Here is a 24,159-nt window from a genome sequence, read left to right as displayed (position 1 = left end):
CAGTAGGATACCACCACCTACCAGAAGACCTATCCTCCGGGGATGAGGAAAGGTACGCAAGGAGGATGTTCGAGACGAACTCTTCCTGTGGAATCAACCTGAATATGTGCACCTACTCCTCCTTATTTACGTCGTATTATAATTGTAGTCGTGCTTTCGTTGGGTGCTCCGATTCTGCGCCTTGCTCCCTCGCGGCGGCTTTGCCATTGTGCCGTGTTAAAGTTAATGGCATATAGATTTGCCACGCCCGGCCCAGGTCTTACGACTGTAATGATGCGTGCATCTTCGAGTGAGGTTAAGGCTACAGACACTGCCGCCGTCGATAAGAGAGCAAACTCGCCCATGTCGTACAGAGAGACACGAGTGAAGCTCCGGCCTGCTCCAATCGTATTGGCAAGAATACTGAGCGCTATCTTGTACCCAGCTCCGGTTAGGTTGGCCTTTAGTAAGTCCGCGAATAGAGACTGCGGTACCTCCGGTTGGCGTGATGATTTAACTGTAACCTCAAACATTTGCTTCTTCATATTACTCCCCTTTCTTATGACATAACCCGGCCTCTATCAAGGCCGTGGCTGTCCTTCCGTAGTGTCCCTGCAAAGACCAGACGGAGCCGTCGTCTATCATCTCTTGGAAGAAGGCTACCGTTGCGTCTCCGTCCATCTCCCCGGACTCGTACTCTATGATTTTACCTACGTCTACCATGTCTACCTCCTATATCAGCGCTGCTTGGAAGGCTTGCTTGCACCACTCCTTGATAGTGGTAGGGCAAACACTGTCTACCCTAATTGAGGCTCCGATATATATGAAGTCGTAGGTATTATTACCCACCTCATCGGTGCTTACCTCGACATCCTCATCATCGACATCCTCATACCAATTACGCGCTGTATTCTCGACCTTGATTAAGGCTTCGTTAAAACTTTTTGCTTCTGTTATGCAGTCGTGATAGTATTCTCGCTCGCCATTCTGCTCCTTAATTGTAACCTTGAAGTACATAACTCCCTCCTTATATCTCCCATCGTGCCACAGTACCGCAGTTGACGCACTTCACCTCAACTATATCGCGGAACTCCGGCTTAGATAGGTGCTTTCCGTCCTTGTTTATCTTCACTTTGTAGTCGATGAGCGCCTCGAACCTGTCTCTCACCTTACACCATGGCTCGTGCTGGCACTTATACATTTCACCTCCTTCTTACAAGCTACGATAGCTATGGTCTTGTGCTGTATCTTCGTCACCGGCCAGCCCCGGCGGGCGCAGCGTGCCCTTAGCCTTAACTCGTCCATGTTAGCCTCCTATTACCAGCTTGGAGAACAGTTCTTCCATCTTGGCATCTACTTCCTCCCAGATGGGGTTGTATCTCTTACGAGCCTCCTGTTCTATAGCCACACGCTCTTTCTCGAACACTTTCCTAACGTCATTCCATCTGCATAGAATCTTTGTGAGTCGAATCGACTGAGCCACATACTTGTCAAGCCCAGGCTTAATCTCTCCTCGCGCCTTAGCCTCGCATACGATAAGGTCTTCGTCATAAGAGCCGAGCCATATCTGAATGTATTCGGCATCTATAACGTGGTAGCCTTTCTCGCACGTTACGATATCCTCGATGGTCGGCGTCCATTCCGTCTCTCCGTCTACGGGTAGTGTGTACTTGAATCCCGTGGCCCTTGCGTCTTTATTGGCCGGAGCGCCATCGATTCGCAGGATTTTGTAGAACGTGCGAGGGTCAATGGCGAGTTCTTTCTTCATCTTGGATTTCGTGACCAGTTCCACGCAATCCTTGGGTACGTTCCACCCATGGCCTAACTTGCATGTGTCTGAGCATGTATGGCCTCCAGATGGCATCTTGTTAATAAACTCGATGCCTATCATCGAGCCAGCGGCTTCCTTGATTACAGCCAGCTCTCCCACCATGCCGGAGCCATCGAAGTCCTCAATAAGCCTTACGGTGTCGCCTACCGTGGGTTTCCTCGGTTTACGTGTAGCCTTCGGAGTGGCTTTCGCTCTTACCTTCTTGAGGCACTCGGTTTCTAGAAAGTAGCAGTGGTTGGGTTTACCACTGGCGCAACCAAGGCCGTTATGGAAGGCCGGGGCTGTGAACCCGAACTCGCAGAGAGTGGCGTCGCCACTCTCTGCGAGAACTTTCGCTGTGCTGCCCACCTTATCCGTGGGATAATTCCAGCACGCCGCGATAACCTTTACCTTGTCTCCTACTTTAAACATTTTACCCTCCTTAAAATTTACTTTGCGTCGGCTCATCGACGCCTAAGATTTCGAGCCAGACAGCTCTAGCTTGCTCGAAGCTCTCCACTTCATCCACGATGGCCTCGGCCATAGGTTCAATCATGCCCTTGACTTGCTTTATCAGGTCGAGGCGTTCCAATGCCCTCATGCTTCCTCCTTCCTCTGCACTTCTGGCAGATATAAATCTCTACCCTCTGAGACTTGAGTACCTTATGCTCGGTCAGTTCCTTGCAGTTATTGCACCACCTTGTCATACTACCCCTCTCCTGCTAATTTTAGGGCTGCCCGTAAAATCTCAAGCACTTCACAATATCTTGGCTTACCTTGCATTTGTGATTCATATTCCCCTATTTCGTGATTCTCAAGCGATACTTTGCAAGCCTCCACTAATGCCTCATGTGAATTAACACAGCGCACGATGTAGGCGGCATTGGCTTCGTTATCTACTACCGCAATAGATGGTTGCCCCCATTTGCCAGTTGTGATATGTGTTTCATTCGGGGCATTATTCACAAATACGGATGATACTTTCCAAGGTGTAGCTGTATGTTTATTCATGTGTCCTCCTTAGAACGCTGCCGCAGGGCAGGTGTCGTTCGATTCGTTGGTGTACTCGCGTATTATCTCGCCGTCCTTGAAGTCGGCGGCATACTCTCCGCATGATATGTGAGTGACGCCATCATCCTTGTACCCTTTGAAGTCTTCGTATTGCTCTCCTCTTTTAGCTACCATGACCTTCCTCCTGTTATAAATATCCTCGTTGACCCGTGGCCGTTCCACCTTAGTCTATTTCTCCATCATCATCCAAGATGACAGGGTCTGCATTACTGAGGGCGATTAACACACCCCCATTCGGAATGTTCTCGGCTAGTTCGTAGTCGAGAAACTCCAGCTCTAGGTCTAACATGGTTCACCTCCATACCTTCTTACGATTCTTGGGGTCGGCAAAGACTTTCCAAAAAACATTGGCATATGCTTCCTTCCGCTTGGCATCTGCTTCCTCCCACTTGGCATATGCTTCCTCCCGCTTGGCCTCTGCTTCCTGCCACTTGGCCTCTGCTTCCTCCCACTTGGCCTCTGCTTCCTTCCACTTGGCCTCTGCTTCCTTCCACTTGGCCTCTGCTTCCTTCCACTTGGCATATGCTTCCTCCCGCTTGGCATCTTTCTTGATTAAACCCAATCCGTGTGAGAGTAGAACATTATCTGGTAGTCGCCCTATCTGTGTTAGGTTGCAGTTCTTGATAGCTTCTACTATCTGCGGTGGGAAGTTATTGGGAGTGGAGAAGTCGGGACACCTACTATCTCCAACCTCTCGCCTTATCGCATCCATCGGCAGAACCCATTCGTTTAGCTCGAAGTATCGAGCTATTGCACCATGACCCTTGATGTCGTTGATGAATTGGTCGCCCAGCTCCTTACGTAGTGCCATCCCCTCTTTAGTTGCTAGGTCGTTGTCGGTCAGGAAGATTACCGCATCACCTTTCTGGAACCAGCTTATAAAGTTACACATCTTTCTCCTCCTTATTTAGATATGGGTTGCCCAAAGAATCATTTACACCTCCTGTTCACTACCAAGCGTGCGTTGATAGTGCTACCTTATACATTCCCCTGCATTATATTCAGGGATATTCTAAACCTCTCCACAAGGGCATCCACCTCATCCCCATCCATCGCATTCGATATATCACCTCCTTGCCATGTCCACACTGTGTTACATAGGGCGGACACTAATTCCTTCGTATTTGCCTTACCCTCTGCCTCGATTAGCACTCGCTCGATATCCACTATTCACCTCGCTTTCGTTATAGTGCTACTCTACTCATACTTCCCCCAATCATACACAGTATAAACTCTTATCCAGAGTCCTGCTATGATATAGCCGATGTGATGTCTCTTAGGTTCGTTCTTCTCATACACCCCATTATGTAGAACATCTGCCCACATCTTATCCGCGTGCTTTCTACCTAGCTTATCAAGCAAGTCTTTTCGTGGATACTTGAGTCCCCTATAACTGGTGCCATATTGGTCAATACCTATGTACCCTAACTTTCTACCCATGCCTTCACCTCGCTTTCTTCTTCTTCGCTGCTACTACTGGGACATACGTGATGCACTTGCCGTTCCTATTCACCTTCTCTACCTTCGGCCTAGTGTACACAGTACACCCCTTCGAACAAGCTACGTACTTCGCCATAGCCCTCCTTTCATAGCCACCTGTCAGGTGGGTAGACCTGCTGTCGTACCCGCCTAGCCGAAGGCTATGCTATCCACATCTTGCCGAACGTAGCCCTCTTCCCCTTAACAGGAGCCTCCAACCCGAACACGCTGTAATTATCCGTGTCCCGAAGATGCCGAAGCTCGATTACCTTACCCGACGAGGAAACCAGCTTCCACGACTCCTGTTTCTTGGCCGCTTCCATAGGACGATACTTCACCCCATCTATCAGCCTGAACCCTGCCTTGACCTCTGCCTTGCTTAATGTAGCCATCTGAGTCCTCCTACCCAGCTCGTATTCTTACAAGCTGGAACAGGGCACAGCTCCGCCATGCCCTAGCCCAGCCTAATTACAGAGGCAGTATTCTATTCCTGATTATTGTCTAGCTCCCGCCCACTCTTAACCTTCGTTGCCTCAAACCAAAGCGAAACAGAACGTTTGCTAGTTTTCGGGGTTATCTTTATGTTGCCCCATGCGTTTGTTTTCCAACTGCGATGTTGGTAATCATCACGCACTACAGATAGAACAGAAGTTCTGAGGAACTTCTGGAGTCTACCGTTTATACTGTGTAAGCTTTGATTCGCTTACGCTACGGGCAGTCGCAAGACCTTGTTCAGTGTCTACCTACTGGGTGCATTCACGCTGCATCTTGTCGCTAGCGGGCTTGTAACTATCTATCGTGCCCCACTTCTGAGACCGTATAACGAAGACCCTTGCTCATTCACAGGTATCGATGTTACAAGACCCGTCCGCTAGTGCCCATCTACTTTGACACTGTAGCCCGTATTCAGTTGTCTGAAGGTCTATCCGTCAACGGCGGTATTTAAGCGCCTCTCGGAAATTGACTGTCTATATTGTCCCACGATGGATAATAGAATACAACTAGTCATTTGTCTAGTCTTTTCGGCATAGGTAGATAGGAGTAGTGGATGGTTGAGGATGTTGAGTATTTAGGCAACAAAGCTACGGCGATTGATTAGCTACGGAATCGAACACGGAACCCCAAAACTTCCGCCGCCCTAATAATGTATGCAATCGTGCGGCCTACCATTAGGCAAGGGGTTAACGGTAGTCCGTCCGTCCGTCGGTAGTAGGCAACCGCTTGCCTACGGATACCGGCAACCGGCTTCCGGTTTCCGCTTTCGGAAGTAGGGGGTATGCCCTAGGGAGGGGGAGTAGGCGTGAGCGAGCGTTCGGGCGTGTGTGGGTGGTGGTCTACACCCTACCGTCCGTTCTACCTAAACCCCCATACTACTCTACATAATCCACGAGTAGGCGATGGCTCCACGAAGGGCATATCCTATACATTATGCGAACCATACATACAAAGTCAGGGTGTTGGTATCTTTCCCGGAAAAGATGTAAACAAACCGTCTACTCTACATAATAAGTGGGGTCCGCTTGGACCCCAAATCGTAGCTAAAAAACAGAACAGGGTGTGGTCCGCCCGGACCCCATTTATAGCTAAGGTGTGGTCCGCCCGGACCCCAGAGGGTGGGGTCCGCTTGGACCCCTACAAAAGATATATATATAAATATATATACTCTTCTCTATAATCTCCTCCCTAAAAGAAAACGTCGTTTCCCTAATTTTTATGGGGGCTTGAATTTTTTTAATGCAGATGTTGACAAGCCATAATATTTGTGGTATTGTAGTTGGCATGAGAGTCTGGTATGAGCACGCATGGACGGTAAACGACTACGTGCTTTTCTTTAGCCCGGGAGGCCGCGGCGAGCGGCTTAATGACGTCGGTGAATGCCGGCGGTTAATTTAAAGGGGGCGGGCCAGGGTCGGCGGACGGACGGTTGCAAACTTCCTTAGAGCGCCTGGCCTTGAACCCTTAAAGGAGATTATGAAACCATTAGAAGTTCCGCTGCAAATAGGGGGCCATAACTACAAAACCATATATGACTCTACTATTGCCATAACGGAAGGCAGGCAGGGGCAACATTCCGCCAATGCCGCAGAGATAAGAATATTTGAATCCATGGAGGAGCCCGGAAGAACAACCACATGGCTCCACGAAATGATGGAAGCGGTAAATGAAGTGTACTGTAACGGAGAGTTGGAACACAGACATATCGAGCAGATAGCACAGGCGTTATACCAAATCCTGCCGCAGTTGGGAGCAGAGATAGAATGGAAATAAACTGGATAGACCTGGCCATCTGTATTCCGGTATGCGCCTGCGTCTGTGCGTTTATAGACTATCTGCGGCACAAGATAAAGGAGAAATATGGCACACCCTAGATTTACAAAGTCGTCAAAGCACGGGAGGACCATCCTCCGCAACAACACGCAGAAGCTCGTCACTCACTTGTTACAGAACGAGAAGTGGCTGAATGTTAAGATTGGTGAGCTTCAAGAGAAGGCTGAGGAGCTAAAGGAGAAAGGGAAACAAGCGGAGTACCTGGCTGCAGTGAAGGCGGTGGAGGACTTGATTAACTCCCATAGGCTATTCGTCGCGGACCTTCTCCCCTACGCGCTGCCTAAGCTGTCGGCCACAATGAACACGGATAGTGAAAAGGCCCTAGAGTTGTTCGATGAACTACGGAATGCTGGTAGTGATAGCGCTACTGCGGAAGGTAAGGATGGACCAAAAGACTCTGACGGAACGCAAGAAGATAATCTGGGATAAAGTCGATTATCACCCCAATGAGCTTCAATCGCAGGTCCACGACTGTGATGCGTGGATACGGATGATGGTAGGGGGTGAGGGTTCCGGCAAGTCCCTGGTCGGAGCTATGGAGTTGATTGGGAGGTTCTGGGAGGACAAGCTGTTCTGGCTTGTCGGTGCCGACTACGACAACACAACCCCTGAGTTCAACTATATCGCGGAGGCTGCGGATAAATTAGGAGTCCTGCAGTTCGCTTCTAAAGTAACGAACCCCGGCAAGATAATCTTAGCCGGGGACGTTGTTATATCGACCATCAGCGCCAAGGACCCGCGGAACATATCGAAGTATTCACCCCATGGGATAGTCGTGTGTGAGGCGGCCCAATGTGACTTTGAAGTTATTCAGAGACTAATCGCCCGTCTCGGCAGGGCCGGCGACGGAGGGTGGCTCCTGTTAACCGGAACCTTTGAGGGAAGCCTTGGATGGTATCCAGAGCTTTTTAATTCCTGGCAGGGGCCGAACAAGGAGGGGGCGAAGAGCTTCTCGGTTCCTTCCTGGACCAACACGAACCTTTACCCCGGCGGAAGAGAGGATGAGTTGCTCAAGAGGATTGAGGCTACCATGTCTCCAGACCTCTTCAATGAGCGTATGGGTGGTATCCCGTGTCCCCCGTCCGGGAGAATCTTCCATGAGTTTAGGAATACTCTTCATGTTACAAGTGTCGATTATGTCGAAGACAATGACGTCGAGATATGTGTAGACCCTGGATATTCCAAGGGGTGGTACGCGGTGGAGGCCGGCCAGTGGACCGGGGATTACTTCCACGCTTTCGATGAGGTGTACGAGCAGTTTAAAACCACGGAGCAGATGATACACATCTGTAAGATGAGACCGTGGTGGAAGGATGTCAAAGGTGGTTCTATCGATATTGCCGGAACTGCACATAAACCTGACACACCTGCATCAGAGATATGGCGGAAGATGGCAGGGGTTAATCTACGCTCTAAGAAGGTTCCGGTTGCGGCTGGCATCGAGAGGATGCGGACATACCTTATCCCAGACCCTATCACAAATCACCCCCACCTTACTATTCATCCTCGCTGTCGCGGCCTTATCTCTGAGTTTGGGGGCTGCCCTCATCCTTATACTGGTCGTACTGCAGTGTACACGTATGCCAAGGACCGCAACGGAACTGTCATCGGAGTTCAAGACGACAATAACCACGGCATTAAAGCCGTTACGTATGAGATAATCTGTAAGTATGGGTACGCAAGACCCGAGGCATCTGCGAATAAGAAAGTCGTGAGGATATTCGGATGAACTATAAAGAAATCAGCGGTAAGGTTGGTAAGGTAAAGGGCAGTTCTGAGAGGAAAGCCCTGACAACCAGGTGGGATGACGACCTCAATATCTACCTGTTAGACTCCCACGTCATGAAGGGTGTCCATGGGGAACTGGAGAACGTAAAGCTCCCTGGTGTTTATAACGTCACCTCCTCAGCCCCTCAAACATACCTTGACCGGATAACCTCTATCATGTCGCGAGCAGAGCCGAAGCTGAGAATAGTTTCTTCCATCCCTGATAAACAGGTAGAGATGATAAAGAACTGGTGGAAGGGCGTCATTGATTCTGCGAATGACCTGCAGATTAACAGTATTGACTCGTATGTGTACCCGTCGATGTGCTTCTACACCAACCTCCGCGGGTGGGCCGCGACAAGGAATGTGATTTACAAAGACGAGGACGGGAAGCTGTGTTTCGAGATTCTCCCTATCGACATCTACGATTTGTACTGGGAGAAGATTGGCGGGAAGTATTCATGGGCCTGCATCAATACGTTGCAGATGCCCAAGGCCGACATAGCAGCGACCTACGGATTAGAGATTAAGGGAGACTACGGGGATGTCTATAACTTCTGGGACAAGGACGGCAACGAGATAACGTCCACGTCCGACCAGGAGAAGGGGACTCCTCGCAACTATATCAAGCGGCCTCCGTTCACAATTAAGCCGGTGGTAACATCCCCGAAGATTAGTGGGGTGAACGCCAATAGGTTGAAGATGATTGGCGAGTCCTTATATCATTCCTGCCGGGGAACCAACAAAGAGATAAACGATGTCCTGTCTATCATAAAGACCCACGCCATGTTAGGTCTTCGTCCTCCTTTGGTTCATAAATCTGAGGGGTCAGAAAGTCGCGAGGTTAAGGAGTACCCAACTTGGGGTTCGATACTGGAGCAGTTGGCCGAGGAAGATTTCAAGGTTCTGGACATCAAAGACATGGCAAACACCGACGCTATGTTCTACAACATGATGGACCAGGATAGACAGAACGCCACGATTCCGAACAACGAATATGGCGGATTGAACTTCCAGTTGTCGGCCCTGGCCCTCGATACTCTTTCCGGCCAGCGTAACGTAGTGTTTATGCCTCGTCAGTTAACGATGGAGCTGGCGTACAAAGATATCTTCTCTCAAATGCTGGACCAATTCATCGAAGGGAAGTTCACGATGGAGATGATTAACAGCGATGGTAAAGAGAAGAAGATTACGTACTCCGACCTATTACCACTTCAAGGTAAGTTCAGGTACGACTTCGACTGCGATGTCGAGTCCCCGGAACAGGAGCAGGCCACGTTCACAAAGGCAACAGCGGCCATGAACGCTCGAATGCCGATGGACTTCATAGTACGCGACATCTTTAAGACAGAGAACCCCGAGAAGCTCCTGGGGATAATCGCTGACGAGAGGTTGATGGAAGAACTACCAGAGCTGAGATTGATTCGAGCCTATGACCGGGCGATGCAGGAGGCCGAGACTTTAACTGGCGACTCCAAGGATGCGAAGCTCCTTGAGGCCAAGATGCTGAACGCCAGGATAATACAGATAACAGCGGAGATGTCCGGGCAGAACCAACCGCAGGCGCAGCAGCAGATGCCGCAGCAGGAGATGATGTAATATGGCTGGACACATGAAGCAACTGCTCAAGCAGGTAAGTGATTCGATATCTGGCACGGCGGCCCCGGTGCGCCCGCGGATGCAGGGCAGTCTATTGCCGCCGAAGGTTCCGAAATTAACTCCGAAGCAGAGACCGCAAAAGAAAGAGAGTGGCTATAAGTTCTTGTAATGCTGAACTACAAAGTCTTTGAAACCAACTCATATAACGACACTGCCACCACCCTTATCAGTTCGACAAGGACGGTGGCTCAAACATTTACGCCTGGTATCTCTCATGTCCTTACCGCGGTGTCGCTGAAACTTGTCGATGTTAGCGGAGAGTACGCCGACGCGCTGGTCGAGATATATGCGACAGATGCAGATGGTAAGCCCACCGGCGCTGCGTTAACCTCTGGTGCTATAGACCCGGACGACATCACGGAATCTGTTGACCCACACTTCGTTGAGGTTGTCCTGGACTCATCTATAAAGGTACGGAGTTCGGCAACGTATGCGATTGTGGTTTCGTACTCTGGTGGTAGTTTGGGGTGGAGGTATAACGAGAGCGGGACCTACACCGCCGGCACTCCGTATACAACAGAGGATGGCGGGACGACATGGGTGGGGTACGAAGACGGTGACCTGGTATTTATCGAGTGGGGAACGGCGGTACAGATACGCAATGCTGCCAGAGTGCAGTTATATCCCCGCGGAGTCGGTACCTATGACCAACTCCAACCTCGCTCCGGTAGCGAGGCGTCTGAGAAAGCCAACTGGATGTGTGTGGCCGACCGGGCCAATGCCCCTGACGAGGAGTTCTCGTATGTGGCGTACAACCTATTCGACAACACTGGTTTCGTGACTGGCGAAGACGAAGGTGTCGCTGGAGTATTAACTGGAACGTCCGCAACCTGGAAGACTGGGCCATTAATGAATGGGTTGTGGGGTGATGGAACAGACTTTGAGAACGAAGTAGAGATAGGATATCTTCTTAAAAGCCCAACAGATAACGCGTGGTATGCGGATAACTGGAAAAGGATAGCTGTTGTTAAGTCTATCCAGGGGGCAGAGGGTCTCACCTTCGAGTATATGAAGTCTGGGAACCTATACAATCCGTGTACTGAGGTGTGGTTCTATACACCACAAAAGGCTGACGCAACCAACCTCCGCTATGTTAACCCAAGCACGGACCATTATCCTAATACCACCCCGATGAAAGCACTGACGGGAACATGGAATTTTGTTTCAGGTAGCAAGAAAGTATATGCTGATGGGGATGGAAACGCTATAGCCGAGCTGATATCCCCATGTTGTGTTAGCGCAAGCACAACGACAAGCCCCTCCTACTCCAAGATGTGGGGAGTGCAGTATGTTGTTAGCGACAATGAGTTCTATTTGTATGATGCACCAACGTATACTGTTTCTAGTTCTACATTCCTTTACTGCACCTTCTCGCAGACAGACGACCTAACAGATGAAGACAAGGCCACGATGTGGACAAAGGTCACAAAGAAGGACTCATATATTCTCAAGACCACCAAGATGAGTGGCGATATCTTGCAGGTAGACATAGTGTTCAGGTGTGCTTTAACAGACACGGACCGTTTGAAACAAATAATGATTGCGACATATGATTCATCCGATGAGGATAAGTCTAATTCATGGGCACATGTTGAGTCTACATATGAAGAATACTCTATGGTGAGCCATAGTTGCGGTACATTCACTAATGTCACCGGAGAGATAGCTGAGTCGCCGTTAGATATTTATTATGATGCAGAAGAAGAGACGGGGATATTTTATCCAGAAATCGTCACTGCGGGAACATTCGAGCTTGTTGTTGCTTCCGGGAAGAAAACATATGTCTCCTTGCCGGGTATTGGCGGGCAGTGGTATACAGAAGGAACCTATACTTTAGCGGCATCTTCCACTGGGAGTTCAATGCTAATAGCGTCGCCATATATACCTACTGAATACACAGATGCCGAAATAGCTATTGCAACCAACACGATGATAGAGTCGGCAATGACGCAGTATGGCCGTGTTGTATTTGCGCCGGGTACATGGAAGCAGTACAAGGCAGACCTTTGTGCTGGTGACTATATCCATATCGGTACCAATATGGATGAATCTGGGCATGGATATATAGACAAAGAAGACTGCGATGGTAGTAACGACGAGGTCCAATGGAACGCTGCGCTAAATAACTACAGGTACACAATGCTGGGAAACAACGTAACTCCAGGATATTACCTAGAAGACTATGTTATCGCCGGTAGGGGAATGGGTTCATTGTCTGATTCAACAGCAACCGCCCAACCGTTTGTAATCCTGAATAGCGTTGAGGTGTATGGCGACGAGGAAACATTAACACCACCTCGCCCGACGGGTATCTCGTATCTTGAATATCCAGAGTATCAGTTTAGAGAGTTCCGACAAACCTTGTCTCGGCCTGGAGGTGGTGCGTGGTCGCTAGGTGACATCAACTCCTTGCAGGCAGGGATTGTCCTAGGTAATGTCAAAAACCCAATATCCGGCGACGATACTATGTGTGGGTACGAGGCTAAAAACATTCCATGCTGCACACAGATATATGCAGATGTTTTCTTCTGGCCTAGTGATTTCGAGATTGTAACAGTAGGCTTTACGCAGTATGGCGATAAAGTTTTCGACAATGGTTTGGACCAGTGGGGCCTTAAAGTGTACGATACTAATGGACTAAACCTTTACACTTTTAAGGTCTATCGAAGCTCAATCGCTGTTTACTTTGCCCGTGGTAAGCAATTACTCAAGGGTATTACTGGAAGGCTGCTGCACCGGCGCAGAACATCCAGCGCTATGGGGCGGGGCCGGACGTCAATAGGAGTTGCGGAGTAGAATATGGAACGAATACAGAAAAGTGAACATGCGTATATCAGGGTGAACAACACGCCATCAGGTGATGGAGTTATGGCGGACTGCGCTTCGTCACCATTGCTCTCTATATGGGACCCTGCTGGGAAGAAGACGTTAACCGACCAGGAGATGGACAAGCAGAGCGCTGGTGATTATTATTACCAGTATCTAATTCCAACAACCTCTCCACTTGGATGGTATCGATGGAAGGCGTGGCTGATAAACGACAGTAAGTACGAGCCTGTTGATGGGGCCTTCGAGGTTTTATAGTGAGACCATTACCGCAGATATTGCTCGACGCACAGAAAGCGTCAATGGTCAAGCCGGCGATGATAATCAACGTCGGTGATGTGGCGTTCAGGACGGCGGGGGCCACTACTGGCAATACCACCACCTGTCACAACACCAACACCGATAGTCTCAAGTGGGTTAGAGACGAGGGTGGGCGTATCTTGAAGGTTGTCGAGAAGGGCAATCCTTATTCCCATACGTGCAAGATAATACTCAATAATTATGACAAGCTGCTCTATGACCTCACATTAAAGGGACAGAGGTTATCGATTGGCTGGGGAGTGGAGACCTGGGACGGCCCGATGTATTCCTACACTCCAACCCTTTATGTGAAGACGCAAACCTTCATAGAGTCCGAGGGCGCTATGCAATGCATCCTTGAGTGCAAGGGAGTGATGGACCTCCTTGGTGAGGATGAGGCAACAGAGTCCTATGTCGATGATGGGACAACGTGCGTAGGTGACTTAATCACCGCGGTACTGGAATCTACCCTGGCCCCGTATGAGGACTGCAAGGCGTATGTTGTGATACTCGATGACGACCTGGATGACCTATGGACCGGCGTATATCTTGGTGACTCCTTTGAAATCAAGAAGGGCGACACCAGGGCCTATACTCTCGCAAGGCTTCTCGACATGACTCACGCTTCGATGCGTGTCGGCAACGAGCCTCCTGACGAGAACAATAAAGACACAATCCATTTCTTCACGCAGTCGCAGTCTCCACAGGCGGAGTTCACTTTAGATAGGTCAGGACATAGGTTCTATGTAGCCGCGGAATCTTTAAGCATGGTAACACCGAATGAGATTATCATCAAAACTCCTCCATGGCAGTCGCCGTCATACTTAGGCCGAGCACGGGAGGCTTACTCGTATAACCTTAATCCCTGCTCCAGGGTAGAGTATGTATCCGGTGTTGGCAGTAATCTACAGGCCGGCTCTGTCGCGAGTACAATGCTGCAGAAGATAATTGCCGCCAATAGCGGCTCCAGCGCCGTCCTTCCAATGCACTGCGGCCTTGACCTGTTTGATAGAATTAAGGTTGTGTCGAAGCGCTCTGGGCGCGAGATTGAGGGTGCAATAGGTGGGTGGACCAGGACGTTCGACCCGGTGAAGTCCGAGCCGAGGTACGACATAGGTGTGTCGTTTGGTAAGTGGTTCGACCCACGGAGAGATGACGACTCTCTGGGGTATGGGTACGGATTCTTGGGCTCAGATATCGATGAGTCCACAACCGGAAGCGGACACATACCAATACACCTTAATGCTCCGTATGAAGTTTCCGGCGCGAGTGACTGGACTGCTTTTTCATATGGATGTGGTCCACTAATAGTGACGGCATCGGATGCAGTATGGGCAACGTACAAGTTTGCAGGGAGTGGCTCATATACCCTAACATTTCTGTCTGCTGAGAGTACATCCGCTGGTATTTTGGATGTGCTAATTGACGATGTTGAGATAGGCTCATTCGATATGTATGGAGAGGCGGAGGCTTTCATGGAGACGAAACAAGTGAGCTTTGAATGTGGCTCCGGTACTCACGAGATTAAGTTCCTAATTGACGGTAAGAATGAATCGTCTGCAGGGCACGCCATGATACTTGGTGGGGCCGAGATAGCATTAGCATCTTATGTTGGGACGGTGATTTAATGGCAACTAAAAAGCAGCCATTCAATTACGGGCAGTATGCCAAACAGGCCCAGGTAAAGGGTCAGTGGGGAGTACCGGACCCAGCCGGCACTGCAAGGGGCCGCCTTGCTCAATTTCGGCGCGGATTAACGGGAATTGGCGTGGCCCGGAACAAGTTTGAAAGATGGGCCATGCAGTCTGAGCCGGGCCAAGAGGCTGCTGGAATCTCCGCTGGTATCGGAGCGGAGCAGGACAGGATGATGGCGCAGCGCCAGAAGATAAGCGAGCGTGCCACACGGCAGCAGATTAACCGTTCTCAACAGCCTGACGCCTACACATACAAGACCGGCGGGATGGTTTATAATCCCGAGAAGGGCTATAAGGAATACACCGAGACCAAGCGCACTGGTAGTAGGTCCCAAGATTTAGAAGAGCGTAGGCTTAAGACATACACCTCATTTGGTAAGGACACCGGCTGGGATGCCGACGTTATGTACGACTACCAGCACCAGCGTGGCAAGCACTACGAGCAGTCCATGACTCGGCTGTTCATGTCCAACCCGGAGAACGCCGCAAAGACCATGGAGTCGCTGTATGACTGGTTCGATGATTTCGATAAGGCCCTATGGACCATGGCTATCTATAACGGCATGAATAAGTTCGGAGACATTTCCTCTTTAGAGGGTGTCACATACTTCCAGGGCGACGACCCAGCGGCTCCCAACTACGACCCGCGGCAGGCCGGCCTCCCCGTACTAAAGACTCCAGAGCAGAAGGGGGCATATGCCGTATCACTGGCGGCGGCGAGAAGCAACAAGATGAACAATGCCGTCGAGAAGTTCGGTGAACTCAAGGCGCAGATGTTCACGCTTCAATGGGCAAAGTCACAAGACGTAGAGGGGTGGGATTCTGTCGGCGAATTACTGACAGTACGTAAGTCACCAGAAGCGAAGAAGCTGGTAGGGACTTTGAGGAACTACACCAAGCTCTTGCTGCAGTCTTACAGTATCCCGAATGATATCATAGACCTTGCGATTAACCCGGCGTGCCCGCTTGATATTGATGTGCTTGCGAGAATTCCCGGCATCGGGATAAAGCTCAACACGTTACTAACGCCGCTGACCGCTGCTGTGTTTAATTATATATGTGGTGATGATGAGCTGATAAGGGTTGTTTATGATGAGTCAACCGATAGGTATAGGACTCAAAGAATTAAAGTCCCAACCACCGAAGATGCCAACGTGACATCCGCCACTGTCGCTTCGCAGCTCGAAGGGACGTTCTGGGATGTGTCTGGGTTGTGGACCGGGGAGGAGGAGATTGACTTTGACTTTGGAGATGTAGGTGACGAGACGGCCCAGCCCGAAACTGAGTATAACAAAATTAGCCTATCTGGAGGAACGCAAACCCAGTTAGTGCCACATGGCGATGAACAGGTATACCCTTCCAGTAGTGCTACTCCATCATCCGTGCCAGAATCAGAAATACAAGCCCTCCTTGATGAAATGCATGAGACCTACCCAGAGGCCATGGGGTATCTGCCTGACTGGCTGCTAAACAACTTCCTCTCTACACTGCATGGAGGATATGGTACCGGAGCAAATAGCGAGGTTTGGGATACTATAAAATACGGCGTCATGGAGAAGGGGCCGTCATTCCTATCAGAGTTCTTGAGATTATTCCAGGAGGAGATTGACAAACAAGGTATCTCCAAGGTTATGGCCACTTCTCTTGGCGATATATTAAACAATCCTATTTTTAGCGACAAGCCACAAGAGTTGGCCGAGGCTAGAGCTGAACAAGCCGCACAAGACAGGGCTGCTGGGATTGCGATGGATGTTCTTGGGGGGATGGACCTTGAGGGTGCACCGTCTGTGCCGACTACCACAACTCCAATTACGTCCGCCACACCGGCAACACAAGAGACTGCCGAGACAACAACGCAGTTTGTGGATGACGAAGTATGGCATACCGACCCCAGCCTACCAGAAGGATATCTGGTCCATGATTTAGTGGGAGATGAAGGTAGGGCCAGGAACTGGTCGGTAGACCAGGTACTGAGTACGTTCGAGATGCAGTCCTACTTCGATGGATACGAGGACCTCCCTGCGGACGCAACCTTTGTGGTACGCAAGGACGGAGACTCATACCAGATTATCTCCCAGACTATAAGCGGGCACACGTTCAACTACTCCGGCGAGGAACTGTCGAGCGTCATCGACCCGGATGGTAACGAGTTGACCCCGGAGGAATATGAGGCTATGGTTGCCGATGCCGGCAATTACATCAGCGCTGGAAAGTTCGCCCTGGGAGGAGAGCTTGGAGAGTTCTATGAGTGGCTAATAAGCGACCGGCGATATGTTGATGAAGATGGCGTATTTATAGGGCCAATCATGGGAGTCCCTGGTAAAGAATACGTTGTTAAAACCCCAGAAGGACTTGCTGAGTTTGTAACCAAGGAGTTTGATACAACTCTAAGGATTCTGTATGAAAACCAAGACAAACCTGGTGTTCTGAGTGTTCTGGAATATATCGTGGGTGAGGATAACCCGGAAAAGTACCGGGCAATCTTCCAATCAATATCCGACTGGGAAACCAATGCGTTAACTAAAACAGCATTGGGCCTGGGGATGCTGGACACTACTGATATAGAGTTAGGTTTATATGAATCTCCTTCATTGGATTACTTTGACTTCGCAATGCAGGGGAACACCGGAATAATTCTTGACCCGGTGGAAGCACTTGGGATGCAACTCTATATACAGAATGAATATCCTATCGAATACTGCATACAGAATCGCGAATTAATAACAAACTTTACATACTCAATGCTTTTTAGGTATGGAGCAAGAACCGTTGATGAGATGCGAGAATATATAGGTGGGATGGATGCCCAGGCAAGGAACGACCTAGTTGCTAATATAGCTGGCGTTCCTGATGTAGAGCAGGGAGGTTTCTCTTCATATGGTATGGAAAACCGCGATGGTAACCGTTATTATTTTAACATAGCGCCTGGAGAGAGTGGTGGTAGAACACTGTATAATTATGAACCAAAATACCAGACGGAACCTACGCCACTGACCGGATGGATGCCTACGTTTGAGAACCTGGGTGACTTCTATGACAACATTGCTGGCGAGCAGGGGGCAACGTGGGTTGCCGGAAACGGGCTGTCTTTAGAAAGCTATGTGTTCCTGGAAAACGTAGGGTTAAAACCAAACGAGATTTTTGACCTTTTCACGGATAAGTATGAAGCTCCCGGTATATATCACGGTAGGGATGTGGTAGATTCTGGGTATAACATCGATGTGTGGGGAGCTATAATGAACGTCTTCCGCGCTACCGAGGAGTTCAGTGTCCACGCGTGGAATCAACTAGATATGAATGTATTCCACCCAGACTCCTTACGTGCTAAGGCGTATAATGAGGCTGTTGTGCAATTAGCAATCGATAAGTATGGTGGAGGGACGGCCCATGAAGACAGGTTTGGTCTCAATCTCGCTATGTTTACCGGGTTCCTAGACCCAGACCTTGTTGCTATCACAAACACATATGCTGCTGATTGGGTAAAAGAAGTAGGACCGTGGACAAACCCAATATATCTAATTCCTATTGGCCGTGCCGTTGGTGGATTAAAAGCACTCTTTGCAAGACTACTTGCACGCACGGCGGAGGAGCGACTGATTGCAAAATTAATCACAGTGAATATACCCAAGGTGTTTGAGAGAACACTTCTACGCAGAACCACGGCTCCTTTCATTCAGAAGCTAACCAAAGGTAGGATAAACTTACTCAGGGACCCCGGAGAAGCCTTGATAGCGTGGGGCAAGAAGGTTGGGATTAAGATTACACGCGCCCCAAAGACTCCATGGCTTCAATCCTACACCGAATTACAGGCCGCCTCACGTGGAGAGCCGTTGCTTACAAGAGCAATGAGCGCAGGTGGGTTTATAGTTGACAGTGCTGCTGGCAGGTTCTATGTTCACAATGTGCGTGAAGCTGTGAATTATCTCAAGTCTATTCAGAAGCCATTGTCGGCAGGAGCGATGAAGGAGCAGGCTTCGCGGCTCGGCGCTGTTGTTAAAAAGGGTGGCTATCCTATAGAGCAGGAGTTCCCGTTGCTCCTGGCTGGAGACCAATACACCACACGCCTTAGCATAAGAGTGGCAAAGAAACTCGCCAGGGAGGTTGGGGCAACAATAACCCCTGCTACTGATGGGTACATCATAGAGTTCGGCGACAAAGTAATCCGGGCCAACAGCTTGATAGAGGCCACGTTCTACCTGAAATACGGCAGCGTGGACGCTCTCGGCCTTCTGCAGTCCGGGCTACACCTAATAGAGAAAGTGCCGATGACGCACCTGGACGGCACTCCTTTCCTAGACAAGGCTGGGAACCCGATAACGACCATCGTTTACGATGTGCAGAAGTACGAAGGACTCCTTAGTACGCAGCGTTGGTTCAACAAGATAGTCAAGAGGAGCCAGTATTATAAAGAAGGCGACATCGATGCCATCTTCATGGCTATCAAAGACTCCCTCACTAAGGGTGAGTTGAACCCGACAAAGGTTCTATCCTTCGCGGTCAAGGCAAATAGAACCATCATTGAGGCTGGCATACGCGCCTCCTCTCAGTACATGAGTATCCTTGAGAGGGAGTGTGGGTATCCGTTCGCCAGGAACCCCGCATCCGAACTGGGTGAGAAATTACTAGTTAAGGGTAGGAATGTTCTGACCGGCGAGAGTAAGGAAATCAAGCGCCTGTATGACAAAGACGGTATGTTTATCCAGGGAATAGACAAAAAGATAACCGAGGCTAAGTTTGCGGAGGCTGAGGCTAGGGGTATTACCCTCCCAAGAAGGTCCGCCACTGGAGAGATAAGCTATGCCACCGGCGATGTTGCACAGTATTGGAGATACTATGGCTTCAAGCATGAGGGAGCCGCGGAATTTCTCATGAACTTCGAGAAGTTAGAGGATTCTCTACGGAAGCTGGCTGTAAGTCATGGCGTGGATATAGGTTATGTGAGCTTCAAAGACGTGGCTGCTGTTGCCCACTTCTTCCCGCGCCAGGCGGTGGGTATTAAAGAGTTTGAGGCCATTAAGATGGCACACTATGACCCCACCAAGAAGCGCGTGTATGATTTCATGATTGAGGGTATAGACGATGGAATCAAGTACGGCACGCTCTTCGATAGTATGCAGTCGTACATCAAGTCCATCTACAGAAGCATTGGGCGAGAGTATGAGAAGAAGATAGTTAATGCCATCAGAACCGCCCCAGCCTCATTAACGGCGCAGGGTAAAATGCTCGTTGCCAACCTGGCTGACTCTAAGAAATACTACGAGCAGTCGGATAGGCTGCTACAAATAATCAAGGACTTCAAGGACGTTCCTTCATTCACAAGGAAAACGAAGTCATTCATGACGCGCCAGTTCCCGGAAGTATATGAGGAAATTAAGAACATCACGCGCTTGAAGACACAAGTAGCCGACACTGAGCGGCTTTCCTCTATCATTGCACGGATGGACAGCATCATTCAGCGCGGAGCGTTCGAGCCTGGAGACAAGCAGTTCCTCCGTATCTGGTACCGGAAGTATGTCAAAGACCCGCAGATGAAAGGGAAGTACATTAAGGAAGCCTACAAGAACATGGGCGATGTAACCCCTGAACAGATATTCATCGACATCTTCGAGAAGCAGAAGGTCTTTAACCGGACGCAGGTTAGGGAGCTGGCCGAGAATCTCCAGAAGTTGTATGATGAGGTGAATCTCTTCTATGAGAAGCTGCTCCAGAACCCCGGAGACTTCATGTATAACCCGGCGAAGGAAGCTATCCCGGACCTTCTTACGTTCGAGAAGATGTTCCGTCAGAAGATAGAGCAGATAGTTGTCCACGGGAAGCCGTACCAGGAAGTGTTCGCTGACATCCCGAAGAAGTTGAAGTATCCATACAAGGACCTGCTCGATGCTCTAAAGAAATATGAGAAGTTCGTGAAGGCCGGCAGGGCCAAGGGTGAGGTGCCTGGTGAGCTGGCCCAGCTAGAGAACATCGATAACTTCGCCCGAGAGTACCTAACCAGGACCTTCCATGGCCTTGAGAAGTTCAAGTACGAGCTGACGGAAGAGGCACAGACCAAACTCAATGACCTTATCGAAACCGTAACTAACGCCCAGGCCGAGGCCAAGGCTGTCTATAAAATGGACAAGGCGGCCCGCGCTGAGTATTTCAAGCGCGTGAACAGTGCTGACTACATCTTGGGTCAAGCGTCAGTGAACATTCCAAGGTACCGTAATTGGGTATTTAACGCTGTCGTAGTAAAAGAGCGCACCTTAACTCCCGCCGCTATACGCGATGTTGGGTTGCGTGCGGCGCTAAAGACAGATATAAGATTTAAAAAGGTCATTGTCCCCGTCTTAAAAGAGAAAGTATACGCCGGAGATGAGTTGGCCCGTATTATAGAGCACACACTTGAGCCGAATGTAAACGCTTATTTGAAGTTCATGTATAAGTTCACCAGGTTCCAGGTCACAGGCATGACTGTCATGGACTTTAGTGCCCCACTTACGTTCGGTCAGTTACTCAATGCGAACCCGCTCCTTTTCACTAAGGCCGCCGGGTTATCCTTCATGACTATGATTCACCCGCGGATGCTGGCGATGTTTAGGGTGTCGCACCGCGAAACCTTCGACAAGATGATACAGGCCGGAATGAAAACAGCATCAGACTTCGAAGATATGTACGCCGGTCTCGGTGTCGCCCGGAGCGCTGTCGCCCGGATGCCGATACTGAAAGACTACGAGGCCGCCCTTCTTGCCCCCATGTCGCGGTCAAGTCTGGCCTTCTCTTCCTTCACGGAATACGGAAGGGTTTATTTGGCCGAGAGTATGGAGAGTAGCTGGCTGGCCGCAGGAGGGACGCGGGCGGGACTGGCGGAGTTCGTCAACCTCGCTACGTGCCAACTCCCGGACATGGCCCGGCCCGCAAGTAGGAACGTACTTATGGCTGAGGGTGCCTTGGCCTTTGCTCCAAACTATCTCAGGTCACACGCTCTCCTGCTTTACAGGCTTGGTGGTAATGGCATTATGGGTAGCGAATTAAGAAAGCTCATCATCAAGCAGTGGGCCGCCTGGGAGGCGATATACCTTGGGTTCTGGTTCGGTCTGGAATGTGAGGGGACGCCGCATGTTCTCCCGTGGGACCCGCACTACTTACAGTTCGAGAAGAACGGCCAGACCTACGGGCTTGGCGGGTTCCTCCCTGGACTGTCCAGGACCATGGCGAAGATACTCGCGATAGCAACCGACAACCCTGGGAAATTAATATCCTTCGATGCCGATACGTGGCAGAAGACCATACAAGAATGGGACGACCTGTTCGCCCCGGCGTGGAGATACGCCGGCTATAAGATGGCCCCAGGCTTCAACTTCATGAGAGAGATGGTAACTGGAAGGGACATCTTCGGGCGTAGGTTAGAGGACAAAGAGGACTACATGGAGGCCGTGCTTTCATCGTGGATGCCTATGCTCGCGTCGAACCTTATGTATAGTGATGCGCCAGTGACTCCACTGTCATTCATGGTGAACGCTCTCGCTCTCCAGAATTATCCGGCAAGCGCAGCTACAAGGCTCCGGGATTATGCACAGGAGTACCTCAAGACGGTGGACCCGACACTACTCCCAGACTACCTGGCTGAGAAGCAGATGGATGGGATGCTGACGTGGGACGACCTGGGATACGTGCTGCAGAAACTGTTCCTTGAGAAGGATGAGACTCTTAATGAGCTATACGAGGAGTCTCGTGAAGCAAGTAAGGCATGGCAAACTGGCGGGTATCTGAAATACATGGACGCCCGCGAGGAGATGCAGGAGACGTTCATAAAGTACACGACAGATGAATACCTCCGCCTGCAGCGCGGTGAGATTACGATTAAACAATACTGGGACGCCATAACCAATATGCGTTCCGACCAGTTCCAACAGAAAGTTGGGCTTCTTGCCGGATATCCTGAGCTGAAAGAATACTTCGATAGCCTTGAGGCTGATGATGACCCGGCCGTATTGGATGAGGCGTATGACGCCTATTGTGACGCGATGTGGGGCGACGATGTAATGACGCCAGAGGGTGACATTGACTTCGAGAAACAGAAAGAGAAGCTCGAAGATTGGCGCGATACGTGGGACCCAACCGGAGCCAACAGAATTGAGGACTACATTATGCAGTTGCGGTCCATAGCATACGCCGACTCCCCGGAGCTTGCGGTAAGATTATGGGACCTGACCCAACAGCTTGACGAATACTACGCCGTACCGTCCAATGAGCGGGCGAAGTGGAGAAGCAGGCCGGAGAACGCCGACATCGAGGCGATTCTTGTATTCACAGGCCGTGTCTCCACCATGCAGAACCCGGACGTAGAGGAAGTCATAAGGGGATGGGCGGAGGAAATGGGTATCGACCCTGACAAGACCATCCCGGCTCTGATTAACCTGATGATTCCACAGGAGATGATGGATAAATATAGCATGACCAATCCTAATCACCTGAGAGAGTTCAGTGCTTTACCCACGGAAGGGTACGAGAGGCGTTGGTATATGATAGAGCATGAAGAGTTCATGAACTATATGATAGCCGAGAACGGCATCAGCCGATATGACCAGTACGGCAACGACAGATTCAGTTGGGATACCACTCCTAATCGCGAGCAGGTGACCATGATGCGTGCTTACTATAATATCCCTAGCACACAGACCAGATTACGCGAGCTGTGGAGACGCCAGAACCCAGAAGGTAACTTAGCGCTTATAAAATTCAAGGGCCTGTCACCTCTGAAACCTAGCGATGAATTACTGGAGCCCAGTCCTTTTGAGGAAGTGTTCTTGTCAATGACGACTAATGCGTGGTAATATGAAGGTAACTATTGACAAGCCAGAATTACCTGCTATAATTAGCATAGCCCTGGAAACCCAGGATGAAGCTGACAGGCTCTATTGTCTGGTCAACTACCCCCCATTAAGGGCCTGGTTTGGCAGGGAGAATGCGAAGATGATAAGGCACGCGCTGAAACCGATAGCGCAAACGTATTTGGAGATATGGCGGGGGTTCATCAACGTGGTGGCCCCTAAGCCAGAGAATATGAGGAGGGTATCTATATGAGCCAGGACGCCAAGGACCAGGGCCAGGACGGGCAACCTTCTGACCCTGCGGCAACAGCTTCTGGGAAGGTCTACACGGAGGCAGAAGTCGAAGCAATACGCCGGGACCTTCAAGGCCACAAGGACCGCGGGATTGCAGAGGCGACGAGATGGATGAACGTAGGTCTCCTTGCTGCTCAAC

The 24,159-nt window shown here is 50.1% G+C and carries 23 protein-coding genes; 10 read left to right on the top strand and 13 right to left on the bottom strand.

Annotation, left to right across the window (positions count from 1 at the left end):
• Nucleotides 1-122: 122 nt before the first annotated feature.
• From WC356_04630 to WC356_04570, 13 genes are all read right to left on the bottom strand, one after another.
• Nucleotides 123-524 carry a hypothetical protein gene (locus WC356_04630; protein MFA5382429.1) on the bottom strand — a complete coding sequence of 134 codons (402 nt, stop codon included), beginning with the start codon at nt 522-524 and terminating at the stop codon, nt 123-125.
• 1 nt (nt 525) lies between these two features.
• The gene (locus tag WC356_04625; protein ID MFA5382428.1) at nt 526-702 is read right to left on the bottom strand and encodes a hypothetical protein; all 177 of its coding nucleotides are present in this window, start codon (nt 700-702) and stop codon (nt 526-528) included.
• Nucleotides 703-711: 9 nt separating this feature from the next.
• Nucleotides 712-996 (bottom strand): hypothetical protein, encoded by a 285-nt coding sequence (locus WC356_04620; protein ID MFA5382427.1) that lies wholly within the window; start codon nt 994-996, stop codon nt 712-714.
• Nucleotides 997-1,006: 10 nt separating this feature from the next.
• Nucleotides 1,007-1,180 (bottom strand): hypothetical protein, encoded by a 174-nt coding sequence (locus WC356_04615; GenBank protein MFA5382426.1) that lies wholly within the window; start codon nt 1,178-1,180, stop codon nt 1,007-1,009.
• 105 nt (nt 1,181-1,285) lie between these two features.
• On the bottom strand, nt 1,286-2,221 hold the full coding sequence (locus WC356_04610) for a hypothetical protein (protein ID MFA5382425.1): 936 nt from the start codon (nt 2,219-2,221) through the stop codon (nt 1,286-1,288).
• Between the two features lie 10 nt (nt 2,222-2,231).
• Nucleotides 2,232-2,390 carry a hypothetical protein gene (locus WC356_04605; GenBank protein MFA5382424.1) on the bottom strand — a complete coding sequence of 53 codons (159 nt, stop codon included), beginning with the start codon at nt 2,388-2,390 and terminating at the stop codon, nt 2,232-2,234.
• Nucleotides 2,391-2,497: 107 nt separating this feature from the next.
• Nucleotides 2,498-2,800 carry a hypothetical protein gene (locus tag WC356_04600; GenBank protein ID MFA5382423.1) on the bottom strand — a complete coding sequence of 101 codons (303 nt, stop codon included), beginning with the start codon at nt 2,798-2,800 and terminating at the stop codon, nt 2,498-2,500.
• 9 nt (nt 2,801-2,809) lie between these two features.
• Nucleotides 2,810-2,974, bottom strand: a complete 165-nt coding sequence (locus WC356_04595) for a hypothetical protein (protein MFA5382422.1) — start codon at nt 2,972-2,974, stop codon at nt 2,810-2,812.
• A gap of 49 nt (nt 2,975-3,023) precedes the next feature.
• A complete protein-coding gene (locus tag WC356_04590; protein ID MFA5382421.1) occupies nt 3,024-3,149 on the bottom strand; it encodes a hypothetical protein in 126 nt (41 codons plus the stop codon).
• A gap of 3 nt (nt 3,150-3,152) precedes the next feature.
• Nucleotides 3,153-3,572 (bottom strand): hypothetical protein, encoded by a 420-nt coding sequence (locus tag WC356_04585; GenBank protein MFA5382420.1) that lies wholly within the window; start codon nt 3,570-3,572, stop codon nt 3,153-3,155.
• A gap of 266 nt (nt 3,573-3,838) precedes the next feature.
• Nucleotides 3,839-4,027, bottom strand: coding sequence for a hypothetical protein (locus WC356_04580; GenBank protein MFA5382419.1), 189 nt, complete (start codon nt 4,025-4,027; stop codon nt 3,839-3,841).
• Between the two features lie 30 nt (nt 4,028-4,057).
• The gene (locus tag WC356_04575; GenBank protein ID MFA5382418.1) at nt 4,058-4,300 is read right to left on the bottom strand and encodes a hypothetical protein; all 243 of its coding nucleotides are present in this window, start codon (nt 4,298-4,300) and stop codon (nt 4,058-4,060) included.
• A gap of 200 nt (nt 4,301-4,500) precedes the next feature.
• Entirely contained in the window at nt 4,501-4,731 is a 231-nt protein-coding gene (locus tag WC356_04570; protein ID MFA5382417.1) for a hypothetical protein, read from the bottom strand.
• Between the two features lie 1,579 nt (nt 4,732-6,310).
• Here WC356_04570 and WC356_04565 point away from each other — a divergent pair.
• The 10 genes from WC356_04565 to WC356_04520 form a co-directional block, all read left to right on the top strand.
• Nucleotides 6,311-6,607, top strand: coding sequence for a hypothetical protein (locus WC356_04565; GenBank protein MFA5382416.1), 297 nt, complete (start codon nt 6,311-6,313; stop codon nt 6,605-6,607).
• Nucleotides 6,608-6,694: 87 nt separating this feature from the next.
• The gene (locus tag WC356_04560) at nt 6,695-7,096 is read left to right on the top strand and encodes a hypothetical protein (protein ID MFA5382415.1); all 402 of its coding nucleotides are present in this window, start codon (nt 6,695-6,697) and stop codon (nt 7,094-7,096) included.
• Nucleotides 7,050-8,396, top strand: a complete 1,347-nt coding sequence (locus WC356_04555) for a hypothetical protein (GenBank protein MFA5382414.1) — start codon at nt 7,050-7,052, stop codon at nt 8,394-8,396. The genes WC356_04560 and WC356_04555 overlap by 47 nt, the downstream gene beginning before the upstream one ends.
• Entirely contained in the window at nt 8,393-10,033 is a 1,641-nt protein-coding gene (locus WC356_04550; protein ID MFA5382413.1) for a hypothetical protein, read from the top strand. The genes WC356_04555 and WC356_04550 overlap by 4 nt, the downstream gene beginning before the upstream one ends.
• A gap of 168 nt (nt 10,034-10,201) precedes the next feature.
• Entirely contained in the window at nt 10,202-12,889 is a 2,688-nt protein-coding gene (locus tag WC356_04545) for a hypothetical protein (protein MFA5382412.1), read from the top strand.
• A 3-nt stretch (nt 12,890-12,892) separates the two neighbouring features.
• Nucleotides 12,893-13,177 carry a hypothetical protein gene (locus WC356_04540; protein ID MFA5382411.1) on the top strand — a complete coding sequence of 95 codons (285 nt, stop codon included), beginning with the start codon at nt 12,893-12,895 and terminating at the stop codon, nt 13,175-13,177.
• Nucleotides 13,177-14,847, top strand: coding sequence for a hypothetical protein (locus WC356_04535; GenBank protein MFA5382410.1), 1,671 nt, complete (start codon nt 13,177-13,179; stop codon nt 14,845-14,847). The genes WC356_04540 and WC356_04535 overlap by 1 nt, the downstream gene beginning before the upstream one ends.
• Nucleotides 14,847-23,729, top strand: a complete 8,883-nt coding sequence (locus WC356_04530; protein ID MFA5382409.1) for a hypothetical protein — start codon at nt 14,847-14,849, stop codon at nt 23,727-23,729. Before WC356_04535 ends, WC356_04530 begins: the two co-directional genes overlap by 1 nt.
• 1 nt (nt 23,730) lies before the next feature.
• Nucleotides 23,731-23,979 carry a hypothetical protein gene (locus WC356_04525; protein ID MFA5382408.1) on the top strand — a complete coding sequence of 83 codons (249 nt, stop codon included), beginning with the start codon at nt 23,731-23,733 and terminating at the stop codon, nt 23,977-23,979.
• Nucleotides 23,976-24,159 (top strand): hypothetical protein (locus WC356_04520; GenBank protein MFA5382407.1); only part of this gene is annotated, 184 nt, incomplete at its 3' end. The genes WC356_04525 and WC356_04520, both read left to right, overlap by 4 nt.

It is taken from the genome of Candidatus Micrarchaeia archaeon (genome assembly GCA_041653315.1).
Classification (GTDB): Archaea; Micrarchaeota; Micrarchaeia; order Anstonellales; family JAHKLY01; genus JAHKLY01.
The sequence above is the reverse complement of the archived record's forward strand: the minus strand, read 5'-3'. Positions and strand labels throughout refer to the sequence as shown.

What these genes read in the sequence shown, in the direction of transcription:
- WC356_04630 (MFA5382429.1), bottom strand. Translation starts at nt 524, where the DNA reads ATGAAGAAGCAAATGTTTGAGGTTACAGTTAAATCATCACGCCAACCG.
- WC356_04625 (MFA5382428.1), bottom strand. Translation starts at nt 702, where the DNA reads ATGGTAGACGTAGGTAAAATCATAGAGTACGAGTCCGGGGAGATGGAC.
- WC356_04620 (MFA5382427.1), bottom strand. Translation starts at nt 996, where the DNA reads ATGTACTTCAAGGTTACAATTAAGGAGCAGAATGGCGAGCGAGAATAC.
- WC356_04615 (MFA5382426.1), bottom strand. Translation starts at nt 1,180, where the DNA reads ATGTATAAGTGCCAGCACGAGCCATGGTGTAAGGTGAGAGACAGGTTC.
- WC356_04610 (MFA5382425.1), bottom strand. Translation starts at nt 2,221, where the DNA reads ATGTTTAAAGTAGGAGACAAGGTAAAGGTTATCGCGGCGTGCTGGAAT.
- WC356_04605 (MFA5382424.1), bottom strand. Translation starts at nt 2,390, where the DNA reads ATGAGGGCATTGGAACGCCTCGACCTGATAAAGCAAGTCAAGGGCATG.
- WC356_04600 (MFA5382423.1), bottom strand. Translation starts at nt 2,800, where the DNA reads ATGAATAAACATACAGCTACACCTTGGAAAGTATCATCCGTATTTGTG.
- WC356_04595 (MFA5382422.1), bottom strand. Translation starts at nt 2,974, where the DNA reads ATGGTAGCTAAAAGAGGAGAGCAATACGAAGACTTCAAAGGGTACAAG.
- WC356_04590 (MFA5382421.1), bottom strand. Translation starts at nt 3,149, where the DNA reads ATGTTAGACCTAGAGCTGGAGTTTCTCGACTACGAACTAGCCGAGAAC.
- WC356_04585 (MFA5382420.1), bottom strand. Translation starts at nt 3,572, where the DNA reads ATGGATGCGATAAGGCGAGAGGTTGGAGATAGTAGGTGTCCCGACTTC.
- WC356_04575 (MFA5382418.1), bottom strand. Translation starts at nt 4,300, where the DNA reads ATGGGTAGAAAGTTAGGGTACATAGGTATTGACCAATATGGCACCAGT.
- WC356_04570 (MFA5382417.1), bottom strand. Translation starts at nt 4,731, where the DNA reads ATGGCTACATTAAGCAAGGCAGAGGTCAAGGCAGGGTTCAGGCTGATA.
- WC356_04565 (MFA5382416.1), top strand. Translation starts at nt 6,311, where the DNA reads ATGAAACCATTAGAAGTTCCGCTGCAAATAGGGGGCCATAACTACAAA.
- WC356_04560 (MFA5382415.1), top strand. Translation starts at nt 6,695, where the DNA reads ATGGCACACCCTAGATTTACAAAGTCGTCAAAGCACGGGAGGACCATC.
- WC356_04555 (MFA5382414.1), top strand. Translation starts at nt 7,050, where the DNA reads ATGGACCAAAAGACTCTGACGGAACGCAAGAAGATAATCTGGGATAAA.
- WC356_04550 (MFA5382413.1), top strand. Translation starts at nt 8,393, where the DNA reads ATGAACTATAAAGAAATCAGCGGTAAGGTTGGTAAGGTAAAGGGCAGT.
- WC356_04545 (MFA5382412.1), top strand. Translation starts at nt 10,202, where the DNA reads ATGCTGAACTACAAAGTCTTTGAAACCAACTCATATAACGACACTGCC.
- WC356_04540 (MFA5382411.1), top strand. Translation starts at nt 12,893, where the DNA reads ATGGAACGAATACAGAAAAGTGAACATGCGTATATCAGGGTGAACAAC.
- WC356_04530 (MFA5382409.1), top strand. Translation starts at nt 14,847, where the DNA reads ATGGCAACTAAAAAGCAGCCATTCAATTACGGGCAGTATGCCAAACAG.
- WC356_04525 (MFA5382408.1), top strand. Translation starts at nt 23,731, where the DNA reads ATGAAGGTAACTATTGACAAGCCAGAATTACCTGCTATAATTAGCATA.